This is a genomic window from Pseudomonas gessardii, assembly GCF_001983165.1.
In the GTDB taxonomy this organism is placed as follows: Bacteria; Pseudomonadota; Gammaproteobacteria; order Pseudomonadales; family Pseudomonadaceae; genus Aquipseudomonas; species Aquipseudomonas gessardii.
The window spans coordinates 240,824-254,727 of sequence record NZ_MNPU01000001.1 but is presented as its reverse complement, the minus strand read 5'-3'; the positions used below and the strand labels follow the sequence as shown (position 1 = coordinate 254,727).

Annotated in this window: 1 protein-coding gene; it reads right to left on the bottom strand. The window is 58.9% G+C overall.

The features are described 5' to 3' along the window. Positions 1–6: 6 nt before the first annotated feature. A complete protein-coding gene (locus BLL38_RS01080) occupies positions 7–13,893 on the bottom strand; it encodes a hemagglutinin repeat-containing protein (protein WP_090412714.1) in 13,887 nt (4,628 codons plus the stop codon). Positions 13,894–13,904: the final 11 nt, after the last annotated feature.

The window sequence follows — 13,904 nt, the reverse complement described above, 5'->3', positions numbered from 1 at the left end:
CCTAGCTTATTTTATTGGCTTGATGAAGCCTTCCTTCAGCAACTCATCAATACTCATAGGTAATTGATACTGCGTTCCCCCGCCTGGCTTTCCAAACCACGGTGCTGCATTTCCGGAGTTTACCTCTGGAATAGGCTTTATAACTTCATATTGTTGATATGGTGATTTCAGGCTCGAGTCAGGCAAAGCGCGCTGATCAAACGGCACATCCTTCGGTGCCACAAATTTACCTTGATCAGTAAAATTACCCTTCTCATCAAATCGGCCACCGTACCTATCAAACGTCTGGCCTGGTTGAAGCTCAGCAACCCTCGGCGGCCCATCGAATCCGCCATCGAAACCATTATTTGCTTTCGTTGGCCAATCGGGACTTCCGTCAGATTTTACCCACCGTGGATCAACACCCAACTTCTCAGCAGTGGCCACTTGCGCTGGTGTCGGATTAACTACGGGAGCACGCACTCCTTTTGCACCCAAGGCCACCTCAGGGGACTTTTCAGTGCCCCCTCCGGTGGGCTTATCCTTGACGGTAACAGATACACGCTCGTTCCTTTTCGCTCCCCCCGGTACCGCACCAATCAATACACTGATCAGCAATTCCCCGCCGCCGATGAGCCTCTGGTCGTCTGGCTTCGCCGCATTAAGCTGATCTTCCGGCTCGGAGACACCAAGCATTTGGTCCGCCAGCGCCTTGCCCATCCTAGTCTGAAGCTCATCCACCTTCTGAGCCAGCTTCTCGCCATAGGACGTATTTTCGATGGCTTTTGACACAACCATCTGCATCATGCCCTTTGGCCCCTGGGCGACTGCGAGGACGTAACCGACCGTTTCAGCCTTGTCCGGATTGGCTTGAATGTACTGATTTATATTGGATACAAAGTCTAAAGTTTCCTGCTGGGCAGTTCTCCTCTCCGTGACGTTTGTAGGTGGTAACTCATTTGCCTGACGGATGTACTTGTCCAACCCTGGCTTGATCTGTGCTTCCACCGCTTTCAGATCAGCATCATTAACATGCATGATTTCATTAAGCTGCTTCAGGACCCCATCTTGAAAGCCAGGGTCTTTCATCATATCCATGGCAGCGTTGCGGCTTTTGCCGGATAGGATAAGCGCTTCGAGGGTGTTCTCGGCCAAGTCTTTGCCGCCGATAGCAAGCACACCCGCATCCATCTTACGACCGAGCGCGGCCTCAACCTTATTGATGACGGCGCTCATCCCGTTACTCGCCGCATCCCAGTTTTTTTGGGCCTGTTTATCGTAGTTATACAGCTCAACAGCACGTTGCTTGATCGTTTTTATGGGATGGCGCACATCATCGATCGACGAACTCGTGACATACAGGTCTGTTCGAGACTCATCGTCGCGGGTGATTTCATATCCTTTACTGGTATCACGATTCAGTCCGGCAGTGGCATCCGTACCGGCTTTGGTATCGTCGCGGACGACAACCTCACCCGGCCCCACCGTGGCACGAACAGTTTGTTCACGATCCTTGTCGTACTCCCAACCGGTAGCACTCCAGCCATTTGCTTGGTCCTTGCCTTTACTGACCTGACTGGAGTCTTGAGTAGCACGACCGCTCTGGCTGTAAGTCCCACCCAGGTTCAGATAGTACCCATGCTCTTTATCTTCTCCAGCAATATCGGAGAAGCCGAGGGTTGCCGTATCCAGTTTGAGTTTGCCGGTATCGGCAGCAATCAGGGCACCATCAAGTTGGGTATGTTTCTCCGTACGGATATCCACGGTGTCCTTGGCCGTGATACGCGTCTGATCTTCAATCCAATTCGTTTTACCACTGGTCTGACCGTAGCCCACTGAGCCGCTTGCGCTAAAACCAAACCCGACGGTAACCGTCGCACTGACATCAAATTCCTTACCTTTGACCTTACCGGTATCCGCTACAGACGATACATTCAGGTCCCTACCAACCCGGCCCACAACATTGTCGCCCCGCAGTTGAGCACCTGCGATGTTAGTATCTCGGGCACTGTCAAAGCCCAAACGATCACCGGCATACAGATAGGCTTCCTGCTGGCTCACGCCTTCACGTTCAAGGTCGCCCTTGCCCAAACTCACACTGGCATAAACACCGATTGCACCGTCTTGCGCAGCAAATCCGACCTCGCCCCCACCGCTACTCCTGGTGTCCTCTTTCACATAGCTGTTATGAGAGGCACCAATGTTCAAGTCATTGCCGGCCTTCAGATCAATATCGCGACCAGCTTTAACTTGCGTGCCGACCAGACTCAGATCGTTGCTCGCGTTGAGATTGACATTACGCCCCGCATCCAACGCTGTTGCACCGGAAGACTCGCGATTGTGATCTTGACTGGCTACGCCGTGGCTACCACCGACCCCCACCTTGAATCCACCGCTGACACCGCCATGAAGCCCACTCCAACTCTGACGCTCATTGTTTTCAACAGTTACTCCGCCTTTAGCCACATCGAGGGTGACATCACGTCCTTGAATGTTGATGTCACGCCCTGCGCCTAACTCGCTTCCTTTGATCGTGACATCGTTACCTGCGGACAGATTGATATCATTGCCTGCACTGAGCGTTGAGGAACGGTTGGTTTGTTCGACAACTTGTTGGGTTGTGCCCTGTGAACTATTACCGAACTTACCATCGGGGGTAGCGCCGCTCGTAAATTGAGCAACTCCATCGATAGCCTTTAGCGTGCTGGAACTCTTGCTGACACTGTCCTCTCCTTTCCCGGCACCTTGTACTGCATCCTTGGTGTCGCCATAGTTATGGTTGATCGCAAGACTCAACCCATTACGCTCCTTTTCCCGCTGCTGCTCCATCAACAAACGCTCACGCGCCGCATCAATATTGATATCCCGCCCGGCTCTCAGATCAACGTCATTGGCTGCCGATAGATCAGACCCACGCTGATTGATATCCCGCTTGGCATTGATCGCCAGGTCCTGCCCAGCACTGATCTGGCTGGCTGCCGCTGTTTGCTGCTCAAGGCGATTTTTCTCTGCGCTTTTATCTGCCCCCACGAACAAGGTCACGCCATTAGCATCGCTCGACACGCCGATACCGGTCTGCTTGGTTTTCTGCCAGTCGCGCTCGCTGGTTCTGTTTTGCGCAGCAAGTACATTGACATCGCGCCCCGCATTGAGGCTAACGTCACGCCCGGCACTGATCCCGCTGCCCACCAGGTTGATATCGCGCTCAGCCTGCAAGTTTGCATCGCGATCCGCCGCGACCTGGCTACCGACACTGGTGCTGCTCTGGGCTTCGCGCCCGGCCTTCTTGGCCGAGGTAATCGCCAGGAACCCTCCAGAAATAGAGCCCGTCTTTTTCTCGTATTTTTCGCTGCGGCTATACGCTGTGTCATTGGCAGAGATCAGGTTGATATCGCCGCTGTTATTCACCAACCCAGCCCTCAACTCGGCATCGTTGTCAGCACTGATCTCACTGGCCCGCACGCGTACATCGTTGCCTGCGGCGACAACCAGATCGTTGCCGGCATCCAGCTCACTGCCCACCTGGCTTGCTGTCGTTTGCAACTGGCTCTTACCGCTCTTGGATAAGCCGAGGAATCCGGACTTGGTCTTCTTGCTGTACGAGCCATGCTCCTCTACACCCGACAACACTGCGATATCGCCAGTGGCACCGAGCAACATATCGCCGCCGGCCTTCAACTGACTACCGATCACAGTCACGTCACGCCCGCCTTCGATGTTCATACCACCGTCGGTTTTCTTGCTGGCATTGAGGGTGAGGTCTTTGCCGGCTTCGACCACGGAGGCGACGTTGGTGCTGTCGTAGCTTTCACGTTGTTCGCTTTTGCTGCGACCGAACGAGCCTTTGCTCTTTTTCGAGTAGAACGATGCATCTTCGTCGAGTGCCGAGAGGATGCTGAGGTCGCGCTGTGCTTCGAGCGCGACGTTGCCGCCACCGGCAATTCGGCTGGCGGTCAGTTCCAGGTCTTTGCCGGCCTTCAACGACACGTCGCCACCGGCCGTTAGCACGCTGGACACCTGGCGGATGTGGTCTTGGGACTGAGTGACCTTTTTGGATTTGCTGGAGGAATGCTGTTCGTCGGCCGCAGACGAAACACTCAGGTTTTTGGTGGCCGAAATATTCAGGTCGCGCTGGACGTCGATGCGGCTGGCGATGGCAGAGAAGTCGCGCCCTGCCGACACCGAAAGATCACGACCGGCCTCCACGCTGGCGCCGTTTTGTGTCACGGTTTCTGTGCGCAGGCGGCTGCCCATGTCGATGCCATTGCGCTGCTCAACAGCATCAATACGCACATCGCGCCCGGCAGTGATCAGGGCGTCGCGCCCACTTTGCAGCACACCACCCGTATTGGCCACGTCGCGACCGGCCTTGAGGGTCAGGTCATTGGCAGCCTCGATACGTGACACGCTGTCGAGGTAATCACGCCGTGCCGCTGTGCCGTCGCCGGTACGGGTGACGGCGCGCTCGTTGAGCACATCACCATGGACGGCCGTCAGCGTGACATCGCGCCCGGCAATGATGCCGCCGGACTTGTTGACAATATTGTTGCCCGCCAGCAGGTCCAGACGGTTGCCGGCTTCGATCACGCCGCTGTTCGTTAGGTCGTTGCCGGCTTTGGCTGACAGATTGTTGCTGGCTCGCAGGGTGCCGGCGTTCTCCAGGTTTTCACCGGCAATCAGGTTCAGGTCATTACCGGCGATCAATGCACCGCTCGGTGCGAGACGGTTATCGACCTGTGCCATGTAAAGCACCGGCACCAGCACTTTTTCGCCGTTCACTTCATGTTGTTCAAGCCACACTATGTCGTGAGTCAGGGCCGCCACCTGCTGGGAAGTCAACGACACGCCTACTGCCAGGTTCAGTTGCTGCTTGCTGCTGATGGCATTGTCCATCAGGTACTTGAACAGCTTCTCGTCAGTGTTCTGACCGTCGATAAAACGCTGCCCGGTGCGCGCCTGCACGGCTTGTTGGATCAGGCGCTGTTCGTAGAGCCCGTCGCCCAGGCGTTTGGCGCTGTCATCCGGGTTATAGCCCAAGCCTGCAAGCAGGTAGTCCGAGCTCATGAACTGCTTGAGGTCGGTGAGTACCGGGTTGGTTTCGACCAAATATTTGTGCGGTTGGGACACCGGCCCAGTCGGCATGAAGCCCTGCGCACGGTTGACGGTCTGGGTGGCGACCGCTGTGGTTTGTGCACCTGCGTCAAGCGGTTGGGCGATCACCGCAGGCCCTTGAGTCGGACGACTGCCCGGGCTCTGGGTAGCTGGTGTGCTGGCCAACAGTTGCACAGGGGTCACACCCGGAATATTCAAGGTCGGGCGGGCGATATCGCCAGGTGTGGTGACCTGGATGCGTGTATCGCGCTCAGTCAGGGCCAGGTCGCCGGTCAACTTGGCAACCGGCAGGGTCGAACCTGCAGACGGATTCTGGGTGTTTATGCCATCGCCACGGGCAATATTGCCGATGGTAATCTGGCCGGGTGTCCAGGCGAAGCCGGTGCCGACCTCAGCGCCCCCGGAAACATCCAACGCCTTGATGTTGGCCGTGACATTATCGACCTGGCGTGTCGTCGGGTCCAACTGGCGCGTTGCAGCGCCCTGTTGAGCAACGTTGCTCACCGCAAAACTGCGAGCCTCCAGCGCAGGCTGTGCGTCCTGGCGTTGAGCCAGGCCGAGGCTCGCGCCGCCCATGCTCCAACTTTGTGGGCCGCCAGTGGTCTGTGCCGCCTGAGTCGAATTGACCGACTGGCTGCTGAGGTGAAAAAGGCCGTGGGTACCGGTCGGCAGGCTAAACCCGCGCAAGGTCAGCGGATTGACTTGCTGCTGTGCCAGGTCGGGGGGCAACTGCGAGGCAAGTTGCACCACCACAGTGGCCGGAGCGCTGCCGACACGGGTGTCTTCATTGCGCAAGGTGCGCGGGGTAAGGGCTGTGAAAGGTGTCTCGCTGCTGTTGACCAAAGTCTTGGCGGCAGTGATGCTCAGTGCGCCGCCCGCCTGGATAATCGCGGGCGCCAGTGATGCGCCAGCGGTCGACACCAGAGTGTCGCCAATCAGTGAAAACGCCGACAACGCCTCGACCGGCAAGCTTTTAGGGCCTGATTGGGCGTTGTAGGGGTCCATGACGCCCCGTTTGAAACGCCAGTACACTTTGTTGGACGACACCATTTGCCAGGTGCGGGTACGTACCCCGGAACCTGATGTAGCACCTTTGTTCGTTAGCTGATCCGCGGTGATATTCATATCCGCGCCGGAGGCGATGACGCTGTATTCATTGAGCACGCTGTTGGCGGCAATATCCATCCGACCACTCGATTGAATCGTGGAGGCCGCCGAGGTTTTCAACAGCTCACTTTGAAAGTTCTCAGTGCCGACAAAGTCGACAACGAAATCGCCGCCGCTACAATCCCAACAAATGTTGGTAAGTGAGCCGCCAGTGCCTGCTTTGTCCTGAGTCTGAAATAAGTCCCGACGGTTCGTCAGGATGGCTACCTTCAGCGACATGTCACCACTGGACTCAATACTGCCAGATACGTTCTGCAGACTGCTGGCTTTGCTCACCCCATCAAGACCGACGACGTCCAGGCGTCCCAGACTGTAGATGTCGCCGTACTGGTTGGTGAGGGTGTTGCTATGCAGGGTCATGTCGTTGCCGCTGAACAGCAGGCCACGGTCATTCAGCAGGGTCGCACTGGTCACTGTCACATTCTGTGCCGCTCCCAAGGTCCCGTAATTGTTCAGGCCGCCAGCAGAAAGGTTGAGGTTTGTCGCGGAGGTCAGGCGGCCATGGTTGTTGAGTTGGCCATCAACCCTGACCAGGGTGTCGCCACCGCCGGTAATCCTGGCGCTGTTGCTCACGTCCAACTGGCCCACGTGCAGGTCAAGCCCGCCCTGGCTGGTGAACTGGCCATTGCCGCTGTAGGCGCCGACAAGATCCAGCTTCAAGCTGCCATCACTGGCAATCAGTCCATGGTTGACCCAATTGCCGCCCTTGCCGTCCAGGCGTGTGGTTGCCAGCAGTTGACCGGTTTCGGTCTGGGTGAATTGGTTGACGTTGACATTCAAGCGCCCGGCCTGGATCACGCTGGTGTTGGTCCAGGTATCGGCGTTGAGGGTCAGGCCACCACGGGTAACGATTTCACCGCCTGCGCCGGTCACGTTTGACAGCGAGATGTCGAAGATGCCCTCGCCCATATGCAGTAGCTTACCGCCGCTGTTCTGAAAGCTGGCAGCCGCCAGCGCCAGATCCTGATTGGCCGTTTCCACGGCGCCGTTACGGTTGTCGAACACGTTGCCGATCTGTAATTGCGTGCTGCCCGAACGCCCCAGGGCGAGCAACTTGCCGTCCTGGTTATCGACGGCATTGGCCGTCAGTGCCAGGTTTTGAGTGCTTTCGATCAAGCCGCTTTGGTTAGTCAGCTGGCCAGTGAGCCCCAATGCAATCTGGTCACCGGCAATCTGTCCGGCGCTGTTATCGAGGTTGCCTCCATTGACCCGCATCAACCCCTTGGCATACAGCGCGCCTTGCTGGTTATTGAGGGCTGCGACGTTCAGCAGCGCGTCACCGGTTTGCGCGGCAAGGTGGCCGCCCTGGTTGTCGAGCTGGCTGGCAGTGAGCAGCAGCGCCTGACCTTGAATCAGGCCGGCCTTACGGTTGGCACTCAGGTCAAAACCGTTGCGCAGCATACCGACAATGCCTGCGTCGATATCGCCCTTGAGCGCGGCGAGCACACCGCCACGGTTGTCGAGACTACCCGCCTTAAGGTGTACATCACCGGTCTGGCTGATGAGGTTGCCGCCTTGGTTGTTCAGGTCGCCATTGACCTCCACGCGCAGGCCATTTTGCCCCTGCAACTTGCCTTGCACGTTGTTCAGGCCGAAGGCCTTGATCTGCAGGTCGCCCTCTTGGCTGTAGATCAAGCCATCAGCGTTGTTTTGCACGATCGCGCTGGCGTCGATCGCCAGCGGTCCCTTGGCGGCGACGGTGCCACTTTGGCTGTTGTTCAAGCCGCCCATGGCCAGGGCCAAACGCCCCTGGCTGGCCAGTTGGCCGCCGCGGTTATCAATTTCGATCGCTTGCTTGACCACCACAGACTCGGTGCCGGCAATCTTGCCGTTGACGTTGCCGAGGTTTCCACGCAGGTCGAGCAGCAGGTGGCCGTTGCCCATCAACGAGCCAGCGTTGTTGATCAGATTGCCACCTAGCAGGTTCAGGTTGCCTTGAGTGGTGATGCTGCCGGCGCTGTTATCGAGATCCGTGGCACTCAGGTCCAGGGTTGCACCGCTGTCGATCAACCCACCTTGGGTGTTGTTCAGCCCGCCAGTGACCGTCAAGACCTGCTGCGCACCGCTGGAGATGACCCCTTTGTCGCTGTTATCCAAGAGCGCAGTACTGACATTCAAGCGTCCCAGGCTGGCCAGTGCGCCAGCGCCGCTGTTCAGCAAGCCACCAGTGAGGTTCACGTCGAGGTTGCCGTTGCGGCTGGACAGCGTCCCGCTGCCACGGTTGTCCAGACTGTTGCCGATGAGGTTCACCCCCTGCCAGCCAGACATCAGGCCGCCGCGATTGACCATGTCGCCAGCATTCACCGTCAGCCGTTGCTGACTGATAAGCGCGCCTGCGCTGTTATCAAGGTGACGCGCCGCCAGGCTCAGGGCGCCCTGGCTGGACAGCTCGCCGCTCTGGTTCTGCAGGTCGCGCAGGTTCTTCAGGATCAATAGACCCTTGGCGAGGATCAAGCCTTTACGGTTGTCGAGGTCACCGCCGGCCAGGTCCAGAGTCACGCCCTGGTCACCGATCAACTTGCCGCCGCGAAGTGCCAAGGCCGAGAGCTTGAGGTCCATGTCACCTTTGGCCGATACCTCACCACCGTCGCCGGCATCCAGCGACTGGGCATTCAGGTCGAGACGACCCTGGCTGTTGATCAACCCATTGGCGCTGTTGTCCAGGACCATGGCATTCAGCGTCAAGGCACTGTTACCGAGCAGAGTGCCGCCTTGGTTGGCGAGGTTGCCCGTATTGACGGTCAGCCCTTGTGCGGCGTTGATGAGGCCCTGTTGCTGATTGTTCAGCAGGCCGGTGCTGGTCAGCGCCAGGTTGCCGCGACTGGTGAGCGTACCGCCACTGTTATCGACGGAGGCTGCACTCGCACTCAGGCTCGCCCCGGCGACCAGCCCCTTGACGTTGCTCAATACCTGGTCGATCCGCAGCGCCAATCCTTGATTGCTGAGCAGTCGACCGTTGCTGTTATCCAGATTGCGCGCCACGACCTTGAAGGCCTGGCCGCTGGAGATTTCACCGCCTTGGTTGTTCACGTCATTGAGGCGTTCGAGCACTAGCGGTCCGGCCGCGTTGATCAGCCCCTGCTGGTTGTTCAACTGGCCATTGTTCAGGTCCAGCGTCAGGCCCGTATTGCTGAACAACTTGCCGCCCTGCTGATCCAGGCCATCGACACTGGCCTTCAGCGTCTGGGCACTGCCGATGCTGCCGACGTTGTTAGTCAGCAGCGCGGCTTTCAGGTCCAGGCTGTCACCGCTGTTGAGGCGACCACCGCTATTGTCCAGCGCACCGGTAGTGACGGAAACCGCCCCTTTGCCGCTGAGCACGCCTCGCTGATTGCCCATGCTCGCGCTACGCAGGTGCAACGTGCTGTCGGTCACCAACTGACCGTCTGCGCTATCTACCGCCCCTGTCAGCTCCAGCGCCAACGCCTGCGCGCTGGACACTCGGCCCTGGCGGTTGATCAGGCTTGCGGCGTTAACATCCAACCGCCCTTCGCTACTGATGACACCCTGGGTGTTGTTCAGCTCGCCCTTGAAGTCCAGTTGCAGCAACTGCTGAGCGAACAACTTGCCGGTGCTGTTATCCAGGTGCTGGCCACTGAGCACCAACCGTTGCGCATTGATCTGGCCCAAGTTGCGATTGAGCAGCTTGGCAACCGTGATGCTCAGCGCTTGCCCTGCCAGTACGCGACCACTGTCGCTGTTATCCAGGCTTTCCCCGGTCATGCTCAGGTCGGCATTGCTCGACAGTTCGCCGCCACGGTTGTCGACACTGCCTACCTGCAACGTCAGCGCCTTTTCCGCGCCTACCAGGCCTTTGCGGTTGTCCAGCGAGGTCGCGCGCAGATCCAGCGCCGTGGTGCTGATCAACTGGCCGCCACGGTTATCGACCTGATCGACCTTGGCGCTCACCAAAGCCTTGCCCGCAACCTTGCCGTCTCGGTTGTCGAGCCGAGCGGAAGCCAACAGCAATTCGCCATCAGCCATCAGGCTACCGCGCTGGTTATCCAGTCGCTGGCTGACAGAGACCTCCAGTGCGTCGCGGCTGTTAAGCAGGCCGTCACTATTGTCCAATTGAGCGCTGTGGAGATTGAGCGAAGCGGCGTTGATCACGCCTTTGGCGTTTGCCAGCAGGTTTTCCACGTGCAGGGTTAGCCCCTGATTGCTGATCAGCTTGCCAGCGCTGCTGTCCAGATTGCGGGCGGCCAGGGTGAATGCTTGCTGGCTGGAGATCTCACCGCGCTGGTTGTTCACATCCGCCAGGTTCTTTAGCATCAGCAACGGGCTATTGATCAGGCCACCGACGTTGTTCAACTGGCCGTGATTGAGGTCCAGCTCAAGCTGAGTGTTGCTGAACAGCTCACCACCAGTCTGATTCAGGCCGGTCACGTTGGCCGTCAACTGCTGGCTGCTGGCAATACGCCCGGTGTTGTCCACTTGGCTGGCCGAGAGCTCCAGGCGATCGGCACTGGTAATGCGCCCGTTATTGTTCAAGACGCCAGTGGTCAGGCTCAGCGCACCGCGGCTGTTGAGCAAGCCGCTTGGACCGTTGTCCAGGCTCGCACTTGTAAGAACGAGGCCGGCGTCGGTTTCGATGATGCCGCCCTGGTTGGCGATAGCGCTGACAGCAGCAAGCCGCAGGTTGCCCGCAGAAGAGATGGCGCCAGCCTTGTTGTCGAGGCTGTTGCTGGTCAGTTGCAGTGTGCCGGCGCTGCTGATCTGTCCCTGTTGGTTATCCAGCAGCGCGTCCAGTTCGGTCTCGGGATTGGCGGCCAACGTAATGCTGAGTGACTGCTGGCCAGCGAACGTACCTTGGCTGTTTTCCAGGCGGACGCCGTTGAAACGATTGTCTTGGGCAAACACCAGTCCTTTGGCCTGATTGATGATATGAGCCACGGCCAATTCCAGTGCCGTGCCGGCGACTAGCTTGCCACCGCTGTTATCCAAACGCTGGCCCTTGAAGTCGACGCGACTTTGGCTGGAGATTTCTCCTGCGCGGTTATCAACGGTGTCGACCGACAGTTTCAGCGCTTTTTTCGCACCTACCAGGCCTCTGTCACGGTTGTCCAAAGACGCCGCGCTCAAACTCAGTTCACCCTGTGCAACCAACTCACCGCCCTGCTGGGCCAGTACGCCAAGGGCTGCCGAGAGGTCGCCATGGCTGGCGATTCGGCCACCTGCGTTTTGCAAGTTATCGGCCGTCAGTTGCAGTGGGCCCACAGCACTGATCAGGCCCTTCTGATTAGTCAATTGATGGCCGGTATACACCAGGTCGGCCATACTTTTGAGCACGCCCTGCTGGTTGCCCAGTTCGCCGACATTGAGCTGCAGGCCCTTCTGCGCGAGGATCATGCCTGCGAGGTTATCGACGCTCGCACTGTGCAGGGTCAGCATGTCCTGGCCCGTCACTTGCCCTTCGCGGTTATCCAGGCGCCCGGTGCGCAGGTCCATCGCACCTTTGGCCAGCACCCCCCCCTTGGCATGGTTGTCGAGGAGCCCATCAATCGTTGCGTTGAGCTGGCCATTACTGACCAGTTGCCCGGCCTGGCGGTTATCCAGGCTGCCGGCGTGCAAATCCAACAGTGTGCCAGCGCCGAGGGTGCCGCCCTGGTTATCCACCGCGCCCTTGACCTTCAAGTCCAGGCTGACATCACCCAGCACTTGGCCCTGGTTGTTGGTCAGGCTGGACGCGCTCAGTTGGGTTTTGCCCGCACTGGTGATTTCGCCCTGGTCGTTAAGTACGTCTGCCTTGACGGCAAGGCGTGCGTCCAGCGAGCTGCTGATACTGCCTTCGCGGTTGTCTAGGTGCGTAGCTTCAAGCCTGATACCGGCGGCCGAGATTAAGCCTTTGACGTTAAGCAGAGCCTGTTCGACCTTGAGGCTAAGGCGCTGATCGCTCAGCAGATTGCCGCCGCTGTTGTCCAAAGTGTCAGCAGTCAGAGCGAAGGCGTGTGCGCTGGAGATCTCACCCTGGCGGTTGTCGACGTCCTTGAGGTTCTTGAGCAGTAGCATGCCGGGTGCATTGATAAAGCCATCGGCGTTATTCAGTTGACCATGGTTCATGTCCAGGGTCAGCTCGCTGTTGCTATAGAGCTCGCCGGCGCCGCGCTGGTCGAGGTTGGTGATGCTGGCATCGAGCGCCTTGCCACTGGCGATGCGGCCTTCAAAACGGTTGTCCACAGACGTTGCGATCAGCTTGAGGCGATCGGCGCTGGTGACACGGCCTTGGCGCTGGTTGAGCAGTACTCCGGTCGTCAGTTGCAGGGCTTCATCAGCGACCATATGCCCCTGGCTGTTATCGAAACTGCCAGCGGTGATTGTCGCGGCGCCTGCGCTGAGCACCTCGCCCCGCTGGTTGGTGATGGCGTCGTCAACCTTCAGCAGCAGTGCTCCACCACTGCTGATGCGCCCACCGTTGTTGCCAAGGCTGGCACTGCGCAGTTGCAACATACCGTCGCCACGTATCACTCCTTGGGAGTTGTCGGCCTGGCTGGCCAGGCTCACATCGAGATTGCGCTTGGCGTAGAGGTTGCCTTGCGCGCTGTTATCCAGGCGGGTGGCCTTCAGGTTGACGTCCTGCTGACCGGACACCATGCCCTTGAGCTGATTATTTAGGTGGTCGAGCGTCAATTGCAGCGCACCGCTGGCCAACACACGGCCAGCGTTGCTGTTGTCCAGGTCGCGTCCCGCCAGCGTCAGTTCCGTCACGCTGGCTATCTCACCTCCACGGTTGTCCACCTTGCCGATGGTCAGGTCCATGGCCTGGCCTGAGTTGAGCAAACCGGCCTCGCGGTTATCCAACGCGTCGCCTTGGACCTGCAAGCGGCCTACCGAAGTGACCTTGCCACCGCGATTATCCATCTTGCCCACCAGCAGTTGCACATCGCCCTGGCTGGTGACGCGGCCTTTGGCCTGGTTGTCCAGGCTGGCCGCCTTGACCGTCAGTGCCTGTCCGGCAACCAGCGTACCCTTGCTGTTGCTGACTGCGCCCAGGCTGGTCAACGCCAGTCGGTTATCACCCTGGATGCGGCCCTGGCCGTTGTCCAGTGCCGCCACGTTGACGGTGCCGTGTTGGCCGAGCAGTTCACCGCGACGGTTATCCAACAGGCCGTTGATATCGAGATTAAACTCACTGACGGCACTCAACTTGCCGCCCTGGTTGTCCAGGCTGGTGCTGTTCACGTGTAAGGCTGCGGCGGAAATCAGGCCTCGGGTATTGTCCAGTGCCTGGGCGATACGCAGGGTCAAGGCTTGTTGGCTGAGCAGCCTGCCGTCTGCTGAGTTCAGGGCGGTGGCCGCCAGGTCAAAGGCATGCGCGCTGGAGATTTCACCTCCCTGGTTATCTACGCTGCCGAGTTGTTTGAGCAACAGCTGCCCGGGCGCGCTGATCAAGCCTTTGCGGTTGTCCAGATGCCCACCTTGCAGGTCCAGGCTCAACTCGGTCTGGCTAGAAATGCGCCCGCCGCGGCTGTTGTCCAGCGCGGTCGTCGTCACCCCCAATTGGCTGCCGCTGTTCAACTGGCCGCCCTGGTTGCTCAGCTTGCCGGTGGTAACTTGAAACGCGTCGGCGCTGGACAGCGTTGCGTCATCGTTGGTCACCTCCGCCGCATTGAGAGTAAGGCGTCCATCGCTGCTCACACCGGCCACCA